This is a genomic window from Pseudomonas sp. microsymbiont 2, assembly GCF_054788395.1.
Window position 1 is genome coordinate 5,402,254 of sequence record NZ_CM139112.1, and the last position, 20,178, is coordinate 5,422,431.

A 20,178-nucleotide genomic window follows, 5' to 3' on the forward strand; every position below is an offset into this window, starting at 1 on the left:
GGAGCGGGCTTGCCCCGCGATTGCGGTGTTACAGGCTAGGCAGGACCCCGGCCGGCAGCAGGCCGGTCAAGGTGCCTTTGGCCAGCAGCGTCGAGGCCGCCTCGATATCCGGCGCGAAGAAACGGTCGCGATCGTAGTGCGGCACTTCACGGCGCAGCGCATGGCGCGCCTGCTCCAGCTTGACCGAAGTCTTCAGCCCCTTGCGCAGGTCCAGGCCCTGGCACGCACCCAGCCATTCGATGGCCAGCACGCCACGGGTGTTCTCGGCCATTTCCCACAGACGCTTGCCAGCGGCCGGGGCCATCGACACGTGGTCTTCCTGGTTGGCCGAGGTCGGCAGGCTGTCGACACTGTGCGGGTGCGACAGCGCCTTGTTCTCGCTGGCCAGCGCGGCGGCGGTGACCTGGGCGATCATGAAGCCGGAGTTGACCCCGCCGTTCTCCACCAGGAACGGCGGCAGCTGGGACATGTGCTTGTCCATCATCAGCGAGATGCGCCGCTCGCTCAGCGAGCCGATTTCGGCGATGGCCAGGGCGAGGTTGTCGGCGGCCATGGCCACCGGCTCGGCGTGGAAGTTGCCACCGGAGATCACATCGCCTTCGGCGGCGAACACCAGCGGGTTGTCCGATACCGCGTTGGCCTCGATGCCCAGCACCTCGGCGGCCTGACGGATCTGGGTCAGGCAGGCGCCCATGACTTGCGGCTGGCAGCGCAGCGAGTACGGGTCCTGGACCTTGTCGCAGTTCTTGTGCGACAGCGACACTTCGCTGGAGTCGCCCAGCAGGTCGCGGAAGCAGGCGGCGGTGTCGATCTGACCGCGCTGGCCACGCACTTCATGGACCCGTGCATCGAATGGCGAACGCGAACCCAGTGCGGCTTCCACGCTCAGGCCGCCACAGGCAATGGCCGCGGCGTACAGGTCTTCGGCCTGGAACAGGCCGCGCAGGGCATAGGCGGTGGAAGCCTGGGTGCCGTTGAGCAAGGCCAGGCCCTCTTTCGCGGCCAGGGTCAGCGGCTCCAGGCCGGCGACGGCCAGGGCTTCGGTGGCGGGCAGCCACTGGCCCTTGTAGCGGGCCTTGCCTTCACCCAGCAGCACCAGCGACATGTGCGCCAGCGGGGCCAGGTCGCCGGAGGCGCCGACCGAGCCCTTGAGCGGAATGTGCGGATAGACTTCAGCGTTGACCAGGCCGATCAGCGCGTCGATGACCTTGCGGCGGATACCGGAGAAGCCGCGGCTGAGGCTGTTGATCTTCAGCACCATGATCAGGCGTACCAGGTCGTCGTCCAGCGGCGCGCCGATCCCGGCGGCGTGGGACAGCACCAGCGAGCGCTGCAGGTTCTCCAGGTCGTGGCTGGCGATGCGGGTCGAGGCCAGCAGGCCAAAACCGGTGTTGATGCCATAGGCGGTGCGGTCTTCGGCGATGATCTGCTCGACGCAGGCGACGCTGGCGTCGATGGCCGGCGCGGCGCTGCCATCCAGTTGCAGGCGCACCGGGGCGGCGTGGATGGCGCGCAGCTGAGCCAGGGTCAGGGTGCCGGGCTTGAGGGTCAGTTCGGTCACTTCGCTACTCCAATCGCTTGGGGCCTTCAGGCCCCTAAATTGTTGTTCAGTATCACCCTTGAAGGGTGCGATCCAAAGCGCGGCGATCAGCCGGTGATCATCGGCAGGTCCAAGCCCTGCTCCTTGGCGCAGTCGATGGCGATCTGGTAGCCGGCATCGGCGTGGCGCATGACGCCGGTCCCCGGGTCGTTGGTCAGCACGCGGGCGATACGCGCGGCGGCCTCGTCGGTGCCATCGCAGACGATGACCATGCCCGAATGCTGGGAGAAGCCCATGCCCACGCCACCGCCGTGGTGCAGCGAAACCCAGGTGGCGCCGCCCGCGGTGTTGAGCAGGGCATTGAGCAGCGGCCAGTCGGAGACCGCGTCGGAGCCGTCGCGCATGGCTTCGGTCTCGCGGTTGGGGCTGGACACCGAACCCGAGTCCAGGTGGTCACGGCCGATGACGACCGGCGCCGACAGCTCGCCGCTGCGCACCATTTCGTTGAAGGCCAGGCCGAGCTTGGCGCGCAGGCCCAGGCCGACCCAGCAGATACGTGCCGGCAGGCCCTGGAAGCTGATGCGCTCGCGGGCCATGTCCAGCCAGCGATGCAGGTGGGCGTCGTCCGGGATAAGTTCCTTGACCTTGGCGTCGGTCTTGTAGATGTCCTCGGCGTCGCCGGACAGCGCGGCCCAGCGGAACGGACCGACGCCGCGGCAGAACAGCGGACGAATGTAGGCCGGCACGAAGCCCGGGAAGTCGAACGCGTTGGCCACGCCCTCTTCCTTGGCCATCTGGCGAATGTTGTTGCCGTAGTCGAAGGTCGGGATGCCTTGCTTCTGGAAGTCGAGCATCGCCTGGACATGCACGGCCATCGACTGCTTGGCGGCTTTCACCACGGCAGCCGGGTCGGTCTGGGCGCGGTCGCGGTACTGCTCCCAGGTCCAGCCGGCGGGCAGGTAGCCGTTGAGCGGGTCGTGGGCGCTGGTCTGGTCGGTGACCATGTCCGGGCGTACGCCACGCTTGACCAGCTCCGGCAGGATCTCGGCGGCGTTGCCATGCAGGGCGATGGAGATGGCCTTGCCTTCGGCGGTGTACTTGGCGATGCGCGCCAGGGCATCGTCCAGGTCCTTGGCCTGCTCATCGACGTAACGGGTTTCCAGGCGGAAATCGATGCGGCTCTGCTGGCACTCGATGTTCAGCGAGCAGGCACCGGCCAGGGTGGCGGCCAGTGGCTGGGCGCCGCCCATGCCGCCTAGGCCCGCGGTCAGTACCCACTTGCCTTTCAGGCTGCCGTTGTAGTGCTGGCGGCCGGCCTCGACGAAGGTTTCGTAGGTGCCCTGGACGATGCCCTGGCTGCCGATGTAGATCCAGCTGCCGGCGGTCATCTGGCCGTACATGGCCAGGCCCTTGGCGTCCAGTTCGTTGAAGTGTTCCCAGTTGGCCCAGTGCGGCACCAGGTTGGAGTTGGCGATCAGCACGCGTGGGGCGTTGCTGTGGGTCTTGAACACGCCGACCGGCTTGCCCGACTGCACCAGCAGGGTTTCGTCGTCCTCCAGGCGGGTCAGGGTCTCGACGATCTTGTCGTAGCACTCCCAGTTGCGCGCGGCGCGGCCGATGCCGCCGTACACCACCAGCTCTTTCGGGTTTTCGGCGACCTGCGGGTCGAGATTGTTCATCAGCATGCGCAGGGGGGCTTCGGTCAGCCAGCTCTTGGCGGTCAGCTTGTTGCCACGCGGGGCACGGATTTCTACGTCACGGTATTTGTTGTTGTCAGTCACGGGGATGTCCTCTGCGGTCGTCCGACGGCATGTGTGTGTCGTGGCGACTATACAAACACACCTTTACTTGTATGTACAAGCATAGGCAACCAAAAAACCGGACCGCTCCTCCGAAAAGCATCGCGGGGCAAGCCCGCTCCCACGCCAACGCTCGCTGGTCGTGGGAGCGGGCTTGCCCCGCGATCTTGTTACAGTTGGATCAGCGCGAAATCAGCTCGATCAGGCAGAACCGCCCCTGTACATCCAGCTCCAGCAACCCCTCGTTGCCATCGATCCGCAGGCAGTCATACCGCCCAAGCTGCTGCGTCTCCTCCCCGGCCAGCCCCACCTCGACATGAGTGCTGGCGGCAAACAGCAACAGCGTCGCCGCCGAACTGAACACCCGGTTGCCGCCATCGAACCACTGCAACCGCGCCCGATACCGCTGCGGCGCATAGATCAGGTTGAAATCGCGGATCGCCCCGCCCAACAGCTTGCAGCTGACCTGGCTTTCACCACTGAAGGCGAACGCATCGAACGGCAGCAGTGGCCGACTGGCCTGGCCATCGACCAGCAACCGCATGCCGTCGCCCTGCAACACGGTGATAATCCGCTGATAACCGGCAAAGGTGGAAAAACCACCAGACTCCTCGATATCGGCAATCGACAGGCGCCAGCCGAAACCGTCCAGGCTGTCGCCTGCGTCACGGGTAATCTCTTCGGTGAAACCACCACCGTTCTTCCAGGGCATGCGCGGGTAATCCTGGGCGCGCAACAGCTGCAACCGGGTCATTTGCTGAACCTTCCTTCCAAGCGATGACGGGAACCGGGGTGGATCAGGCGCGCGGCGGTTACCGGTTGGCGGCCCGACCAGGTGCGACGGCGGATCAGCAGGCACGGCTCGCCCCGCTCGATCTGCAACAGCGTGCATTCTTCAGGCTCGGCGAGGATGGCCTCGACCACGTGCTCGCCCTCGGTGAGCGGCGCGACCTGCGACAGGTAGGCGTAGGGCGTCTGCCGGGTGAAATCCTGCTTGAGGTAATCCGGGGCGATGGCGGCGTTGACGTAGCGGTCCTCGATCTGCACCGGCACGCCGTTCTCGTAATGCACGATCAGCGAGTGGAACACCCGCTGGCCTTCGCGCATGTCCAGGGCCAGGGCGCGCTCGGAGCCAGCCGCCTCTTCGGCCAGGGTGATCACCTGGCAGCTATGCTGGTGGCCACGGCCGGCGATCTCGTCGGCGATGTTGTTGACCTCGAACAACGCCGAGCGGCTCTTGGGTTCGGCGACGAAGGTGCCAACGCCCTGCATGCGCACCAGCAGGCCTTCGGCGGTCAGTTCGCGCAAGGCGCGGTTGATGGTCATGCGGCTGAAGCCCAGCTCGCTGACCAGCTCGCTCTCCGAAGGCACCCGGTGATGAGGCGGCCAGTTGCCGCTCTCGATCTGCTGGATGATCATCTGTTTCACCCGGGCGTAGAGCGGCGCCGGCCCTTCGCCCATCTGGGCAACCAGCGCGGAGACAGGAGGTGTCGGCACGGCGTTGAATCCTTGTACGGTTGGCGTGAACGGTAGCTTGCCGGAGTTTACCCGGCAGGCAAACGGCTGTATATGTATATACAAGTTAACAATAACAGGATTTCACCGATGTCCGCCTATTTCGCCGAACGCGCCCTGCTGCCCTCGGGCTGGGCCCGCAATGTCCGCCTGGAGGTCGCCGCCGACGGCCGACTGGCCTCGATCGAGGCCGATGCCAGCGCCGCCGGCGCCGAGCGCCTGGCCGGGCCATTGCTGCCAGGCATGCCCAACCTGCATTCGCACGCGTTCCAGCGGGCCATGGCGGGGCTGGCGGAAGTGGCCGGCAACCCCAACGACAGCTTCTGGACCTGGCGCGAGCTGATGTACCGCCTGGTCGGCCGGATCACCCCGGAGCAATTGCAGGTAATCGCCCGTCAGCTGTACATCGAGATGCTCAAGGCTGGCTACACCTCGGTGGCCGAGTTCCATTACGTGCACCATGACCAGAACGGCCAGGCCTACGCCGACCCTGCCGAGCTGTCGCGCCGCATCAGCGCCGCCGCCGGTGCCAGCGGCATCGGCCTGACCCTGCTGCCGGTGCTGTACAGCCATTCCGGCTTCGGCGGCCAGGCCCCCAACGACGGACAGCGACGCTTCATCAACTCCACCGAGCAGTACTTGCGCCTGCAACAGCAGCTTGCCCCCTTGCTGGCGCAACAACCGGCGCAGGCGCTGGGACTATGCTTCCATTCCCTGCGTGCGGTGACGCCGGGCCAGATCGCCGATGTGCTGGGCGCCGGCGATGCGGCCTGCCCAGTGCATATCCACATTGCCGAGCAGCAGAAGGAAGTCGATGACTGCCTGGCCTGGAGCGGCCGCCGTCCGCTGCAGTGGCTGTACGAACACGTCGATGTCGATCAGCGCTGGTGCCTGGTCCACGCCACCCACGCCGAAGCCGACGAAGTCACCGCCATGGCCCGCAGCGGCGCGGTGGCCGGATTGTGCCTGACCACCGAGGCGAACCTGGGCGACGGAATCTTCCCGGCAGTGGACTACCTGGCCCAGGGCGGGCGCATGGGCATTGGCTCGGACAGCCATGTGTCGCTCAGCGTGGTCGAGGAGCTGCGCTGGCTGGAGTATGGACAGCGCTTGCGCGACCAACGGCGCAACCGGTTGTATCGCGGCGACCAGCCGATGGTTGGCCGCACCCTCTACGACGCCGCGCTGGCAGGTGGCGCCCAGGCGCTGGGGCAGCCGATCGGCGAATTGGCCGTGGGCAAGCGCGCGGACTGGCTGGTGCTCGATGGGCAGGATCCATACCTGGCCGTGGCCGACGGCGATGCCATCCTCAACCGCTGGCTGTTCGCGGGCGGCGATCGCCAGGTGCGCGATGTGATGGTCGACGGACGCTGGGTGGTGCGCCAGGGGCGGCATGGCCAGGAAGAGGAAAGCGCGGTGGCGTTTGTCGAGGTATTGCGCCAGCTTCTAGCCTGAACGCCGGCTCTGTAGGAGCGGCCTTGTGTCGCGAAAGGGGTGCGAAGCGCCCCCAGGGTTTCAATGTCAATGCACATATCGCCGGGGCCGCTCTGCGGCCCTTTCGCGACACAAGGCCGCTCCTACAGGGGACGAGTCAGCCTGCTGCTCAATGCCGGGCGACGATCTCTCTGTCGGGCGTGCGCCAGATCAGCCGATTGGTGTCATATCCCTGCTGCCGAGCCTTGGCCAGCAGGCTCTCGCGCTCCCAGGCCGGCAGCGAAGGCGAGCGCGACAGAATCCACAGGTACTTGCGGTCCGGACTGCCGACGATCGCCGTGCGGTAGCGCTCGTCGACGAACAGGATCCAGTAGTCGCCCTTGGCCACCCCCGGCACCAGGCGGGTGAACCAGTTGTCGAACTCCACCCACAGCTTGTCGGTGTGCCCGGCCTCCTGCTGCGTGGCATGGCCTTCGGCGCGCAGCCACTCGTCGCCCAGGGTGCGGCAGCGATTGAGCACGCCGACCGTGCCATCGGGCTTGAGGTTGTAATGGGCCTCGGACTGGGCGCAGCCGTCCTGGTACTTCATCGGCAGGCGCGCCAGCTCGAACCATTTGCCCTGGTAACGCTTGAGGTCGACCGCACCCGCGGTCTTCGGCGCCAGCGGGTCGGTGGCCGAGGTGGCGCAGCCACCCAGCAGCATCACCAGGCACACGCCCAGCAGCAGGTGCAGACGCCTCATTTGAGGCCCTGCCCGGAATACATCAGGACCTTGTCCGCGGCGTACTGCACGCTGATGAAGCTCTTCTCGTCACCCCAGGTGCAGCTGCTCATGCCCAGCGCGCCGGAACACTCCTTGGGCGAGCCCAGCAGTTGCTCGACCTCGGCCTTGTTCATGCCGGCCTTGAGCTTGGAATAGTTTTCCTGGTTGATCTTGCTGCAGGCGGTCAGGACGACGCACAAGGACAACAGGGCGAGGGAACGCAACGACATGAAGGACACTCCTGGAGGTGGATACGCAGGGACGAGAACCTGCAGGGAGCTTAGAAGGGAAAATGGCTCCTCGGTTCCCTGCCCCCCCAGGTTTAGTAGTGCTCCGTTGGTCGGCTGGCGCGCAAACGATTAATGTTTTATCCCGGCGTGACGACATAGAACGGTGGCGTGGCCTTTTGCCGCACCCGCCCCTTCTTAGTGCCCGTGCGCAGACTTCAAAAAAATGACCAAGAACCTCAAGTTCAGCCACAAGATCCTGCTGGCCGCCGCTTTGGTGGTGGCCGTCGCCTTTACCTGCTTCGTCCTGTTCAACGACTACCGACAGCGCCAGTCGCTGCGCAGCGACACCGAATCGACATTGCAGTCACTGGGCAACCTGACCGCGGGCAACATCCGCACCTGGCTCGACAGCCGTATCCAGCTGGTGAACTCGGTGGCCCAACAGATCGCCGTCGACGGACCGACCAAGGGCAGCCTCGAGCGCATCCTGGCGTTGCCGGTGTACAGCGGCAACTTCATCCTCACCTACTTCGGCGGCCAGGACGGCAGCATGCAGTCGGTGCCGCTGGGCAACCGCGCCGCCGACTACGACCCGCGCGTGCGCGGCTGGTACAAGGCGGCCAGCGCGGCAGGCCAGACGATCGTCACCGAGCCATACATCTCGGTCTCGGCCGGCAAGCTGGTGATCACCCTGGCCACCCCGGTACAGCAGGGTGGGCGCCTGATCGGCGTGAGCGGCGTCGACACCGACCTGCAGACCATCAGCAACCTGATCAACACCCTGGACTTCGGCGGCCACGGGCACGCGTTCATCGTCAACGGTGAAGGCAAGGTGCTCATCCATCCCAAGGGCGAGCTGGCGCTCAAGACCCTGGCCGATGTCTACCCCGGCAACGACCTGCGCATCGGCAGCGGCCTGAAAGAAGTCGAGATCGAGGGTCGCCGGCAGTTCATCAGCTTCACCCATGTCGACGGTGTGCCATCGGCGGACTGGTACGTGGCGCTGGTGCTGGACCAGGATGCGGCCTTCGCCATGCTCGGCGAATTGCGCAGCTCGGCGGTGGTGGCGACGTTGATCGCGGTGGTGGTGATCATCGCCCTGCTCGGCCTGTTGATCCGCGTGCTGATGGAGCCGCTGCACGTGATGGGCCGCGCCATGCGTGACATCGCTGAGGGCGAAGGCGACCTGACCCGCCGCCTGAACATTCACGCCCAGGACGAATTCGGCAGCCTGGCGCAGTCGTTCAACCGCTTCGTCGAGCGCATCCACGAGTCGATCCGCGAGGTGGCCTCGGCCACCGGCCAGGTGAATGCCGTGGCCAGCCAGGTGGTGAGCGCCTCCAATGCCTCGATCCACAACGCTGACCAGCAGTCGAGTCGTACCAGCAGCGTGGCCGCGGCGATCAACCAGCTGGGCGCCGCCGCCCAGGAAATCGCCCAGAACGCCGCCCTCGCCTCGCAGCACTCCAGCGCCGCCCGTGGCCTGGCCGAAGAAGGCCAGCAGGTGGTCGGCGAGACCATCGAGGTGATGAACCAGCTGTCGGCACGCATCAGTGACGCCAGCGGCAATATCGAGACGCTGAACAACCACACGGCGAACATCGGCCAGATCCTCGATGTGATCAGCGGCATCTCGCAGCAGACCAACCTGCTGGCGCTCAACGCCGCCATCGAGGCCGCCCGCGCCGGTGAGGCTGGCCGCGGCTTCGCGGTTGTGGCGGACGAGGTGCGCAACCTGGCCCACCGTACCCAGGACTCGGCGCAACAGGTGCAGCGCCTGATCGAGGAACTGCAGGCCGGCGCCCAGGTGGCGGTCAGCACCATGAACCAGAGCCAGCAGCACAGCGACCGCAGCGTAGGCATCGCCAACCAGGCCGGCGAGCGCCTGGGCAGCGTCACCCAGCGTATCGGCGAGATCGACGGCATGAACCAGTCGGTGGCCACCGCCACCGAGGAGCAGACGGCCGTGGTCGAGTCGATCAATGTCGACATCACCGAGATCAACACGCTGAATCAGGAAGGGGTGCACAACCTGCAGAGCACCTTGCGTGCCTGCAGCGACCTGGAGCATCAGGTCGAGCGGTTGAAGCATCTGGTGGGGAGTTTCAGGATCTGATTCGAAGGCCCTGGGGGCCGCTTTGCGGCCCATCGCGACACAAGGCCGCTCCTACAGGGGGATGCGATTCCCTGTAGGAGCGGCCTTGGGTCGCGAAAGGCCTGCGCAGCAGGCCCGGCTATTCAGAAGCGGGACCCAGGCTCCAGCAAGAAATCCATCTCCTCGCTGGTACTCGGCCGCTCCAGCACCAGGTTGCGGTGCGGGAAGCGCCCGAAGCGGGCAATCACCCGCTGGTGCTGCTCGGCATAGTCGAGGAAACCTTCGAACAAGCGGCGATTGGCTTCCGGCTGCTCGTCCAGCAACGCCTGATAACGCTCGACGCACAGGTTCTGCCAGTCCAGCACCTCGGCATGCTCCAGCACCAGCAGCACGAATACCCGCTGGATCGGCAGCAGCTGGTAGTCCCAGCCTTTCTGCAGGCCCTGCATGGCCACCACCTGGGCCCGCCGATCGCCTTCGAAGGCGCGCGGCGTGTCGCGATGGATCATGCGTGGCATCTGGTCCAGCAAGATCAGCAAACCCAGCCAGCCCTGCGGACTCTGCTGCCACTCGTCGAGCCCGCCCGCCAGGGCCTGCTCGGTGAGATCGCCGAACAGCGCCTGGGCATCGGCATCATGGTGCTTGCCGAACCACAGCGTGCTCTTCTCGTCAGCCACGGCCTGGGGACTGGAGCCCCAACCGAACCACCACTCCAGCAACGGCTGCCAAGGTGCCAGCATGACTTACTCCTTGTGGTAGGCGGTGACGCGCTCGACCTCTTCCTTCGAGCCGAGAATCACCGACACGCGCTGGTGCAGGCTCTCCGGCTTGATATCGAGGATGCGCTCGTAACCGTTGGTGGAAGCGCCACCGGCCTGTTCGATGATGAACGACATCGGGTTGGCTTCGTACATCAGGCGCAGCTTGCCCGGTTTGCTCGGCTCGCGGGCATCGCGCGGGTACATGAACAGACCGCCACGGGTCAGGATGCGGTGCACGTCGGCCACCATCGAGGCGATCCAGCGCATGTTGTAGTTCTTCTTCAGCGGACCGGTCTCGCCGGCCAGCAGCTCGCCCACGTAGCGCTGTACCGGGGCTTCCCAGTGACGCTGGTTGGACATGTTGATGGCGAACTCGGCGGTGGTTTCCGGTACGCGGATGTTTTCGTGGGTCAGGACGAAGCTGCCCAGCTCGCGGTCCAGGGTGAAGCCCTTGACGCCGTTGCCCAGGGTCAGGATCAGCATGGTCTGCGGGCCGTAGATGGCGTAACCGGCGGCGACCTGCTCGGTGCCTGGCTGCAGGAAGGCATTCTCGTTAAGGCTTTCGTTCTGGCTCAGGTACTGGTTAGGGCAACGCAGTACCGAGAAGATGGTGCCGACCGACACGTTGACGTCGATGTTCGACGAACCGTCCAGCGGGTCGAAGACCAGCAGGTAGGCGCCTTTAGGGTACTTGCCCGGGATCTGGTAGGCGTTGTCCATTTCCTCGGAGGCCATGCCGGCCAGGTGGCCGCCCCACTCGTTGGCCTCGAGCAGGATGTCGTTGGAGATCACGTCGAGCTTCTTCTGCACTTCGCCCTGCACGTTTTCGGTGCCCATGCTGCCCAGCACGCCGCCGAGGGCACCCTTGGACACGTGGTGGCTGATCTCCTTGCACGCACGCGCCACCACTTCGATCAGGAAGCGCAGATCGGCAGGGGTGTTGTTGCTGCGGGTCTGCTCAATCAGATAGCGACTCAGGGTAACGCGGGACATGTATGGCTCCGAAGTGGAAAGGGGGAGAAAAACCCCCGCAGTTTACAGGGAGAGTTGCGGGCTAGCGAGCAAAGAGACTTGCCTGGGCTGTCAGACGGCACATTAGGTCGGTAGTTCAGCCCGCGCCAGGCCGATGGTCGGTTGTGGCTCCATTCGCGGGCAAGCCCGCTCCCACAGGTTTCGAGCACTGTGGTGATCCTGTGGGAGCGGGCTTGCCCGCGAATGGCCTCACATCAATCCAACGCCTTCCAGATCTCGGTCGCATACTCGCGAATGGTCCGGTCCGACGAGAACCAGCCCATCCGCGCGGTGTTGAGCACCGCCATGCGCCACCAGTCCTGCGGTGAATGCCACAGTTCCTCGACCCGCCGCTGGGCATCCCAGTAGGCATCGAAGTCGGCGCATACCAGAAAGCGATCATAGGCGATCAAGCCATCCACCAACCCGGCATAGCGCGCCGGGTCGTCCGACGAGAACACCCCGCTGCGGATCGCCTGCAGCACATCACCCAGGCGATGAGAGGCGGCGATCGCCGCGGCGGCGCCGAAATCGCCGCTGCGCTTGCGCGCCTCCACCTGCTGGGCGGTCAGGCCGAAGATGAACATGTTCTCGGCGCCCACCTGCTCGCACATCTCGACATTGGCGCCATCCAGGGTGCCGATGGTCAGCGCGCCATTGAGGCCGAACTTCATGTTGCTGGTACCGGACGCCTCGTAGCCAGCGGTGGAGATCTGCTCGGACAGATCCGCCGCCGGGATGATGCTCTCGGCCAGGCTGACGTTGTAGTTGGGCAGGAACACCACCTTGAGCAGGCCGCGCACGGTCGGGTCGTTGTTGACCACCCGGGCGATGTCGTTGGCCAATTTGATGATCAGCTTGGCCTGGTGGTAGCTGGCCGCCGCCTTGCCGGCGAAGATCTTCACCCGCGGCACCCAGTTGGTGCCGGGGTCGTTGCGCATGGCCTGGTACAGCGCCACGGTGTGCAGCAGGTTGAGCAGCTGGCGCTTGTACTCGTGGATGCGCTTGACCTGGACATCGAACAGCGCCTCCGGGTTGACCGTCACGCCCAGGCGGTCCTGGATGATGCTGGCCAGGGCACGCTTGCTGTGCAGGCGCTGAGCGGCGAACTGCTTGCGGAAGGTGGCCTTGTCGGCGAAGGGCGCCAGGCCCTTGAGCTTGCCTTCCGGGTCGTCCAGCACCTCCGGCCCCAACGCCTCGATCAACATCGCCGTGAGTTGCGGGTTGGACTGGTACAGCCAGCGGCGGAAGGTGATGCCGTTGGTCTTGTTGTTGATGCGCTGCGGGTAGAGCTTGTGCAGCTCAGCGAACACCGTGCTCTTCATCAGTTTGCTGTGCAGCGCCGACACGCCGTTGACGCTGTGCGAGCCGAGGAACGCCAGGTTGCCCATGCGCACCCGGCGGCCGTTGTCCTCTTCGATCAGCGACACCGCGCGCAGCACGTCGAAGTCGTGCAGGCCTTTGGCGCGCAAGGCATCGATATGGTAGGCATTGATCAGGTAGATGATCTGCATGTGCCGGGGCAGCATGCGCTCCATCAGCGCCACCGGCCAGGTTTCCAGGGCCTCGGGCAGCAGGGTGTGGTTGGTGTAGGCCAAGGTCCCGACGGTCAGCTCCCAGGCTTTGTCCCAGGGGATTTCGTGCTGGTCCACCAACAGGCGCATCAGTTCGGCCACGGCGATCGACGGGTGGGTGTCGTTGAGCTGGATGGCCGCGGCGTCCGGCAGGTTGAGCAGGTCCTTGTGCATGTTCAGGTGACGGCGCAGCAGGTCCTGCAGCGAGGCGGAGACGAAGAAGTACTCCTGGCGCAGGCGCAGCTCCTGGCCGGCCTCGGTGCTGTCGGCCGGGTACAGCACCCGCGAGATACTCTCGGCGCGGGCCACCTCGGCCACCGCGCCCAGGTGGTCGCCGGCATTGAAGCGTTCCAGGTGCAACTCCTCCAGCGCCCGAGCCCGCCACAGGCGCAGGGTGTTGACGCTGGCGCCGCGCCAGCCGACCACCGGCGTGTCGTAGGCCACCGCCCGCACCGTTTCGCCCGGCCACCAGACCTGGCGCTGCTGGCCATTGCTTTCATGCACGGTCTCGACGCTGCCGCCGAAACTGATCGGGTAGATCACCTCGGCACGCTCGAACTCCCAGGGGTTGCCGAAGTCCAGCCAGTTCTCGGTCTGTTCCTGCTGCCAGCCATCGACCACGGCCTGGCGGAACAAGCCATGCTCGTAGCGGATGCCGTAGCCGTGGGCGGCAATGCCCAGGGTCGACATGCTCTCCATGAAGCACGCTGCCAGGCGTCCCAGGCCGCCATTGCCCAGTGCCGCGTCGGGCTCCAGCAGGCGAATGCGCTCCAGGTCAACGTCCAGCCCTTGCAGCGCCTCGCGCGCGATCTCCAGATAACCCAGGTTGCTCAGGCTGTCGTACAGCAGACGGCCGATGAGGAACTCGAGGGAGAGGTAGTAGACGCGCTTCTGGCTGCGCCGATAGGCCTGGCGGGTGTGATCCATCCAATGATCGACCATATGGTCGCGGGCGGCCAGGGCGATGGCCTCGAACCAGTCGTGGTCGAAGGCGTGTTCCGGGTCCTTGCCGACCGCGTAGGTCAGCTTGGCCAGCACGGCGGCACGAAAGGCCGCCACCTCTGCACTATGGTCCTTTTCGTCACGGGCTTCGGTTTCCTGGGACATGAGGCATCCTCGGGCAAATGGGCGAAAGCGCAGGGAGATTGTTCAGCCTAGACGCTCTGACACGGAGCGACAGCGACGGTTCGCGGTTTTCACCAACCGCTCGCCGAACCGGCAAAAGGTTGTTCACAATTTGAACAACTCCGGTATGATCGCGCGCCCCAAAACCGTGATTTCCCTTGCAAGAATAAAACCGCAACCATGAAACCGACCCTGATCGCCGCCGCCGAAGTCGACCGCCTGGAGACCTGGCAGCGCTATGCCAGCCATATGTGCGGTGGCTGCCACTCGACCTGCTGCACCCTGCCGGTGGAGGTGAAGATCAAGGATCTGATCCGCATCGGCGTGGTGGACGAGTTCGAGAAGGACGAGCCGCCGAAGAACATCGCCAAACGCCTGCAAAAGGACGGCATCATCGAACGCTTCAACCAGAAGTCGGGGATCTTCACCCTGACCCGGATGAGCAACGACGACTGCCTCTATCTGGACCGCAAGAGCCGGCTGTGCACCATTTATGACAAGCGCCCGGATACCTGCCGCAATCATCCCAAGGTCGGGCCACGGCCTGGATATTGCGCATACAAGCCAAAGGCCGCAGGGCGCTAAGCCCCACGGCCCCTGAACCTGACGGCTCTAACCTGGCAGGTGCGCGTGCCCCTCTGTAATGGTGAGTTCGCGAATCAGACGCAGCACTTGCTCGCCGTACTCGACCTGCAGGCGATCGTAGATCGGCTGCAGCTGCTCGATCGTTTGCCTGGGATGTTCGTCGGGGATTGCCAGCACGCGCCGCCGATAATCCTGCTCCAAGGCCGCGAAGCGGTCAGCGTGGACTTCTTTCAAGTAATCGACCCAATAGTCACGACTGACGGCGTAATCAATGAATGGGTCGCCATGCTCGCCACGCTGTACCTGGGCCAAGACTTCATCCAGCTCGCCCCGACGCAGGTTGGCAAAGCTGCGGAACAGCATGCTGCTTGGTGGCAGTGGCAGGTCCAGCTCTTGCGCCCAGTGCAGACGGTAGGCCAGACGGACTTCCGCCTCATCCCTCGACCCTGCATTTGCACGCGCAATGTCGTCCAGCTCTTGCAAGCGGTACAACCGCACGGTCAGTCGGTAGAGCGCCGAACCGCGCGAAAGTGCGGGGGCGTCTCGTACTGCCTGATCGGTGAAGACACGAATCTCCATCTGATTGAGCAGCAACCAGGCACCGTCCGCGCAAGTACCTGCCGCTTCCTGGGCGATCACGTTGAACAATTGCCGCTGCTCCATGCTGGCAGCGGCGATCTCCAGCACCTGCCAGACCCTGGTCGCAAAAGCTGCACGGGTGCTGCTGGTTCGATAGGACGCGGCCTCGGTCAGGCGTCCGACGAGCCCCAGCAAATCCGGAGCATCATCGGCCGCCAGCAGTGTCTGCCAGGTGGTGCGGTGGGCCGCGTTCTCCTCGCCACCGCCCAACAACCACGGTTCGATGTCAGGGATGCCTTGCGCGAAGGCAGTCGGCGGACTATGGATATGCCCTTCGCTCTGCGAACCGCTCTCGGAGCCAGCCTCGGAGCTAGCCTCGGAGCCGGCCTCTGACTCTGTATCTGAAGCATGCCTGTCCCGCGACTCGTCGTTGGCGATCGAATCCGGCAGGTCCATGTTGAAGGTGTAAGAGCGTTCATAACGTTCGGAGGCGTGAGCTTGCTGCATGGTGTGCTCGCTCAGCGGATTGCCCAGCAGGGAGATCTCCGTCTGCCCTTCCGGATTGCGAGGGTTGTAGAGGATACGCTCGGGCAAGTCGATGATCCGGTTGTTGTCCAGACCCAGTGTTTCGAGGGGGAACAGGACTTCCACCCAGGCGGGCCATGCTTCAAGCCCGGTATTGATCAATGAAAGCGACTGCAGGCGCCCGGATAGCCGGGAAGCATCGGTGATCACGCCGATGCGATTGCCGTCCAGCGCCAGCGATTGCAGCCTCGGCATGCGAGCCAAGGCGGCGACCGTTTGCTGGTTCACCTGCAGGCCGATGTCATACAGGTTCAATTGCTGCAACTCAGGGAGTGCCACCAGTGCCTCGGGCAGCACCTGCGATGGCAGGGTAAAGCCCTCCAGGGTCAGCGTGTCCAGCTCCTGAAACCGGCCGAGGAAGGTATTCAGTTGCTCGGCGCTGGCGCTGATGCGGACCAGATGCAGGTCTTGAATTTGAGTCAAGTAGCGCTCAGGCAGATTGGAAGGAAAGTCAGCCAGATCAATCGCCTCGATAGACAAAGGAGCACGCCGCTCGCCCATCTGCATGGTGTGCAGATGGGCGAGCAGCGTATCACTGATCTGTGCCCTGGCACGGCTGGTGCCGGAGGTACTCGGCGCCTGTTGCCAATTGTCGAGGAGCCGCCGCAGCTCGCTGTGAAGGCGCCGGCTTTCATCGAAGAGGCTCCGGGTCGAGGGGGACACATCGACTTCGAAGACAAACCGCGCGTCGGCCGGGTTATCGCGAAGCATGACCTGCATGAGGTAGCGTGATTGGATCGGATTCCCTTGTAGCGAAACCATCGTTTGAGGAGGGGTTCTTCGAGCATCGCTGATCAGAGCGTCAGGCACGGACTGCAGATAGTTGTCACGCATTGATAGGCTCTGCAGGGATGACAGTACCTGCTCGTCGAGCCAGATTGGCCACCCACCCAGGCCCATGCGGTCGAGCCCCAGAAAGCGCAACGACAGTCCATGCATCAAGTCTTGCCCTGTGGGTACACCGAGGCGGTTGCCACTCAGGTCGAGATGCTCGAGGTTGCTCAGGCGACGTAGCCGGTCCGCTTCGATTGAAGTGAAGGTAATGCCTTGATTGCGCAGGCTCAACACTCGAAGCCTTGGCAAATGCTGGTCGATTCGAGAAAGCGTCAAGACCGCAAGCTCTCGTGAACTCAAGACCGAGCGGCCTTGGCTGAGGTCCAGTGAGGTCAGTTGCGTAAACCCTTGGTAGAAGTCGCCGAGGGTACGCGGGTCCGCTAACGCCTGATCGAAGCTGGCCGCAAGCCCGCTGATTTCCACGTCTATGAGCTGCAGGCCTTGAACACGCGACAGGAAGAAATCGGGCAGCCCTGAAGGAAAGTCGATCAGAAAGACCTGTTCCAGGCGTAGTGTCGTATCGGAACGTCCAAGTTCTGGTAGGTGGGTGTCGGACCAGTGTTGCCAGATCGCCTCAAGAATACGTCCTCGACTAGCGGCACGCCGGTCGAGATCGACAATCGCGCTGGATTCATCGCCCCAGGCGTCTAGCCGAGCGCTCAAGGTCGTGCGCTCCGTGAGCAGTTCGCAAAGTCGGGCATGGATCTGCTGACGATTAAAGCCAGCGGCTTCCAGTTCACCGAGCAACTGTTCAGCGGACTCCACTCGACGTGGCAACCCGACCAAGCGGATCATGTCGAGCAGCGTCTCCCTGACGATGTACTCGTTGGTTACACCTCTGCCGCTCAAGGGATAACCCACACGACCATCGGCGAGGCGCATGGGAGAACGCCCGGCAGGATGGCGGGGTTGCATCTTCAGCAGCTCTCGCAGCGCGGATCGCGGCAACAGCGGCCCCCCCTGAAGCTTGGCCTTGAGTCGCTCCCCTTCCCAGGAGCCAGGGAACCCCAGGTTTGCGCGGGGAGCATCGGGCAAGGCATGCAGCACTGCCGCGTACAGGCTGTCGCGCCCGTGCAGATGCAGCCCATCACTGTCGAACGCCTCGAAGCCATCGCCCTGGCGAACCAGTACTTTGCGAATGCCGGCATCTTCGACGCCGATGCTATCGAGCAACCTGCCTCCGAACCACCTGTCGCGCAACTCGATGCGCACCTCGGAAGACCAGCCAGGCAGGCGCTCGATGCTGTGCAGGATCAGCGTATCGGTATCGGGGTTGCGCACCGACTCCAGGTAAAGCCCTTCGTATGCCCGTTGCAGGCGCAAGTGTTGCTGATAGATGCGAATTTCTTGCGAAAGGCGCAAAGGGACTTTGCCGGCTTGCAATTGCAGCAGTTCGTCCGCATTGACGTTGCGAGCAAGCTCCTCGGCGATGCTGCCGGGGAGACTGGGATAGGCAGCGCGAATAGCCCTGGCAGGGCCTTGTGGGTTGGCGTGAAGCGCCTGATAGCGAGTTTCGAATGCAGCAGCTCGCGTTGCGGCATTGGCCGAGGGCAGTTCGCTGACCACCTGCTCATCGAGCCTGAAGCGCTCAAGGGTGTCTTCGAACAACGCAGGGGGACGCAGGTTATCGCTGTACATGCCCCGCAGGACGGTTTCCGAGGTACCGCTGACCCATAGCACGCGCTGCGCGGTGCTAGCATCGATTCGAGCTGTATTCAGACCCACACGCCGAACCAGCATGTGCCCCTGCCATTCGAGAGGTTGATCCAGCTCATGTTGCCAGGTACCGGCACCGTTATGGCGGGCGATCGGAGGATAACGATCAGCATCGCTGGGGTGTTCGAGCCGATACTGGCCGCCAGACCCTGTTGGGCTGACCGAGTAGACCTTGTCTTCAAGCGCAAGCCAGGTCTTGCCTTGATAGTGATAAAGCCCGAACTCATCTGGTTTCAAGTCGGCGGGCAAGATTACATCGTGGGCAAAGGGGGCTAGATCGGGGTACCAGAAGCGGGTTTTGCCATCGGGCATTTCCACAGGCTTGAGCTCTTCGATGAACGAGGGGGTCTCTACCGGGGCTCTTTCCACCGCGGGGGTACCGGCGCCGGCTCCCGCCACGCCCAGGGCAGCGAACAACGCCACGTTCTCCATCACATCCACCAGATAGCCCAGTGCCTGCTCACGGTCATCGTTGGCCCAACTTTCCAGGCCGTCAAAAACTTCGAAACCGATCTGCAAAGCGGTCACGCCCATCATGACCGGCCCCAGCCCCGGCACGAAAAACGCCGCGACATTGAGCACTTGGAAGGCCGTCTGAATGAAGTAAGCCTTGCGCTTTTGCGCAGTCATCTCATCTTCGGATGCGGTGGAAACAGCATGAAACGCTGCATCATCCTTAAGGCGGGCTTTTTTGTTGGCCACCAGCTCATCGAGGAACGGTAACCCGAAGTAGTGCACCCCCAAGGGTATTTCCGCTGCCGGGTCAGGCTGCACCCGGTAAAACTTCGCCTCCGGATCCCATTTCATGGGAATCAACCGCTGCTGCAGCTTAGCCATGAGTTCTTCTTCATAGCGAGCCGGCAGCAAGCGCTGCAAGCTACTCACCTTGAGATCCAGCAGTTGCCGTGGCAGCTCTGCGATCAGTGCATCGATCGACGGGTACTCCACCAAAGGCGTGGAGGCGCCAGGCAAATAGCACACCAGCCGCCCCCTGTAAGGAGGAACACCGATGATCAAGGCACCGGTGAGCTGGCGCTTCCACAGCGTAATGAAGTTGCACTGCAAGCGGCTGCCCTGATAGCTGGCCTCGTTGTTGAGCGATAGCTCCAGCAACGCCTCGTACATGGACTCACTAAGTTTTTCGCGCATGTACGCAAGGTGAGCATGAACCCTGAAGGCATAACGCTCACTGTCGCTGAGCAGCTGCGCAGGCGCGGATTGCCAGGTCGCGTCGATCAACGCCTGGTACTGGCCACCGATGTCCAGCTCCCGCGACAAGGCCGCGAACTGATCAGCCACGACGGGCAGCCTGTTCCCTGTCGCGCGGGTGAGGACGAACGCATCACTGTCGAGAATGACAGCCTGCATCGAGTCAGCGTCCATGCCGCCAGGCTGCGCTTCCGATGCCTCGAAATTCTGCATGGCGCAACGCAGCAGTGATTGGGTGGCCAATTTCAATGCGCGCTGGGCATCGGTGAGCGGATCTCGATCGAAGCTCAGCTTGTACTCCACGGCCTTGCGGGGATTCACCAGATAGGTCTTCGACATATCCAGATCGAGGCCGAAGCGCTTCTTGAAGGCCGGAGTCAGGATTTTCGAGGCGAACGCGTCCAGGTCTGGCAGCGGTGCAAGCAATGCGGCCAGATCGGCTTCGCACTGCCGATACGCAGCGTAGTCATCGGCAAGCGTGCGAGCGACTTGCGGGTGCAGCAGACGCGCTTGCAAGAACCAGGATGGGGGAGACTTGATCGCTTTGCGCAGATCCTGATGATCTGCAGGCTTCGCCGTCGATATCCAGGCGGGCAGTTTGCTTTCGATCACACGCTGGCGAGCAAATCTATCGTGCTTGGCAGGCGCGGCTTCATCGGAAACAGATGAGGGAGAGGTCATGGGCGAGGCTCCTTGAATGGAACGCTCGATGCTAGGGGTCACTCACCGTCGGCAAGCGTTAGCATGTTCTATGCGACCAGCCTGTTCGCCCTTGGGCCGAGGCTTGGTGCTCGCACAAAGAAAACGCCCCCGGCCTTTCGAC

At 63.9% G+C, this 20,178-nt stretch carries 13 protein-coding genes and 1 pseudogene; 4 read left to right on the plus strand and 10 right to left on the minus strand.

All coding sequences use genetic code 11. The annotated features are described in order from the left end of the window. Nucleotides 1-28: 28 nt before the first annotated feature. The 4 genes from hutH to hutC all read right to left on the minus strand — a co-directional run bounded on the left by hutH (nt 29) and on the right by hutC (nt 4,800). Nucleotides 29-1,561 (minus strand): histidine ammonia-lyase, encoded by a 1,533-nt coding sequence (hutH, locus tag ACYUME_RS24290; RefSeq protein WP_460417279.1) that lies wholly within the window; start codon nt 1,559-1,561, stop codon nt 29-31. An 86-nt stretch (nt 1,562-1,647) separates the two neighbouring features. Next, nucleotides 1,648-3,321 (minus strand): urocanate hydratase, encoded by a 1,674-nt coding sequence (hutU, locus tag ACYUME_RS24295; RefSeq protein ID WP_166885829.1) that lies wholly within the window; start codon nt 3,319-3,321, stop codon nt 1,648-1,650. A gap of 199 nt (nt 3,322-3,520) precedes the next feature. After that, on the minus strand, nt 3,521-4,093 hold the full coding sequence (locus ACYUME_RS24300; RefSeq protein ID WP_460417282.1) for a HutD/Ves family protein: 573 nt from the start codon (nt 4,091-4,093) through the stop codon (nt 3,521-3,523). Continuing rightward, on the minus strand, nt 4,090-4,800 hold the full coding sequence (gene hutC / locus ACYUME_RS24305; protein ID WP_279880364.1) for a histidine utilization repressor: 711 nt from the start codon (nt 4,798-4,800) through the stop codon (nt 4,090-4,092). Before hutC ends, ACYUME_RS24300 begins: the two co-directional genes overlap by 4 nt. A 144-nt stretch (nt 4,801-4,944) precedes the next feature. On the opposite strand from hutC, the gene ACYUME_RS24310 reads away from it, so the two are divergent. Beyond that, the gene (locus ACYUME_RS24310; protein WP_460417284.1) at nt 4,945-6,309 is read left to right on the plus strand and encodes a formimidoylglutamate deiminase; all 1,365 of its coding nucleotides are present in this window, start codon (nt 4,945-4,947) and stop codon (nt 6,307-6,309) included. Nucleotides 6,310-6,457: 148 nt separating this feature from the next. Here the strand turns inward: ACYUME_RS24310 and ACYUME_RS24315 are convergent, their stop codons facing one another. Both ACYUME_RS24315 and bamE read right to left on the minus strand, forming a co-directional pair. Continuing rightward, on the minus strand, nt 6,458-7,030 hold the full coding sequence (locus ACYUME_RS24315) for a lipocalin family protein (RefSeq protein ID WP_279880205.1): 573 nt from the start codon (nt 7,028-7,030) through the stop codon (nt 6,458-6,460). Then, nucleotides 7,027-7,281, minus strand: coding sequence for an outer membrane protein assembly factor BamE domain-containing protein (gene bamE / locus ACYUME_RS24320; RefSeq protein WP_028688397.1), 255 nt, complete (start codon nt 7,279-7,281; stop codon nt 7,027-7,029). The genes ACYUME_RS24315 and bamE overlap by 4 nt, the downstream gene beginning before the upstream one ends. Before the next feature lie 223 nt (nt 7,282-7,504). Between bamE and ACYUME_RS24325 the strand changes: the two are divergent. Both ACYUME_RS24325 and ACYUME_RS24330 read left to right on the plus strand, forming a co-directional pair. After that, nucleotides 7,505-8,494, plus strand: a pseudogene (locus ACYUME_RS24325) (cache domain-containing protein); the annotation flags it as partial. A 177-nt stretch (nt 8,495-8,671) separates the two neighbouring features. Next, entirely contained in the window at nt 8,672-9,397 is a 726-nt protein-coding gene (locus ACYUME_RS24330) for a methyl-accepting chemotaxis protein (RefSeq protein ID WP_460419445.1), read from the plus strand. A 122-nt stretch (nt 9,398-9,519) separates the two neighbouring features. Here ACYUME_RS24330 and ACYUME_RS24335 read toward each other — a convergent pair whose 3' ends face one another. The 3 genes from ACYUME_RS24335 to ACYUME_RS24345 form a co-directional block, all read right to left on the minus strand. Further along, nucleotides 9,520-10,116 (minus strand): DUF924 family protein, encoded by a 597-nt coding sequence (locus ACYUME_RS24335; RefSeq protein WP_279880212.1) that lies wholly within the window; start codon nt 10,114-10,116, stop codon nt 9,520-9,522. Between the two features lie 3 nt (nt 10,117-10,119). Then, nucleotides 10,120-11,130 carry a class 1 fructose-bisphosphatase gene (locus ACYUME_RS24340; protein ID WP_050707287.1) on the minus strand — a complete coding sequence of 337 codons (1,011 nt, stop codon included), beginning with the start codon at nt 11,128-11,130 and terminating at the stop codon, nt 10,120-10,122. A 233-nt stretch (nt 11,131-11,363) separates the two neighbouring features. Further along, nucleotides 11,364-13,829 (minus strand): glycogen/starch/alpha-glucan phosphorylase, encoded by a 2,466-nt coding sequence (locus tag ACYUME_RS24345; protein WP_279880216.1) that lies wholly within the window; start codon nt 13,827-13,829, stop codon nt 11,364-11,366. 198 nt (nt 13,830-14,027) lie between these two features. On the opposite strand from ACYUME_RS24345, the gene ACYUME_RS24350 reads away from it, so the two are divergent. Continuing rightward, nucleotides 14,028-14,432, plus strand: a complete 405-nt coding sequence (locus ACYUME_RS24350; protein WP_460417287.1) for a YkgJ family cysteine cluster protein — start codon at nt 14,028-14,030, stop codon at nt 14,430-14,432. Between the two features lie 27 nt (nt 14,433-14,459). Here ACYUME_RS24350 and ACYUME_RS24355 read toward each other — a convergent pair whose 3' ends face one another. Beyond that, nucleotides 14,460-20,036, minus strand: a complete 5,577-nt coding sequence (locus ACYUME_RS24355; protein WP_460417289.1) for an NEL-type E3 ubiquitin ligase domain-containing protein — start codon at nt 20,034-20,036, stop codon at nt 14,460-14,462. Nucleotides 20,037-20,178 lie beyond the last annotated feature (142 nt).

Bases quoted from the DNA above. Each gene is read 5' to 3' on its own strand.
- ACYUME_RS24315 (WP_279880205.1), bottom strand. From the start codon at position 7,030: ATGAGGCGTCTGCACCTGCTGCTGGGCGTGTGCCTGGTGATGCTGCTG.
- hutC (WP_279880364.1), bottom strand. From the start codon at position 4,800: ATGGGCGAAGGGCCGGCGCCGCTCTACGCCCGGGTGAAACAGATGATC.
- ACYUME_RS24355 (WP_460417289.1), bottom strand. From the start codon at position 20,036: ATGACCTCTCCCTCATCTGTTTCCGATGAAGCCGCGCCTGCCAAGCAC.
- ACYUME_RS24300 (WP_460417282.1), bottom strand. From the start codon at position 4,093: ATGACCCGGTTGCAGCTGTTGCGCGCCCAGGATTACCCGCGCATGCCC.
- bamE (WP_028688397.1), bottom strand. From the start codon at position 7,281: ATGTCGTTGCGTTCCCTCGCCCTGTTGTCCTTGTGCGTCGTCCTGACC.
- ACYUME_RS24345 (WP_279880216.1), bottom strand. From the start codon at position 13,829: ATGTCCCAGGAAACCGAAGCCCGTGACGAAAAGGACCATAGTGCAGAG.
- ACYUME_RS24310 (WP_460417284.1), top strand. From the start codon at position 4,945: ATGTCCGCCTATTTCGCCGAACGCGCCCTGCTGCCCTCGGGCTGGGCC.
- ACYUME_RS24350 (WP_460417287.1), top strand. From the start codon at position 14,028: ATGAAACCGACCCTGATCGCCGCCGCCGAAGTCGACCGCCTGGAGACC.
- ACYUME_RS24335 (WP_279880212.1), bottom strand. From the start codon at position 10,116: ATGCTGGCACCTTGGCAGCCGTTGCTGGAGTGGTGGTTCGGTTGGGGC.
- ACYUME_RS24340 (WP_050707287.1), bottom strand. From the start codon at position 11,130: ATGTCCCGCGTTACCCTGAGTCGCTATCTGATTGAGCAGACCCGCAGC.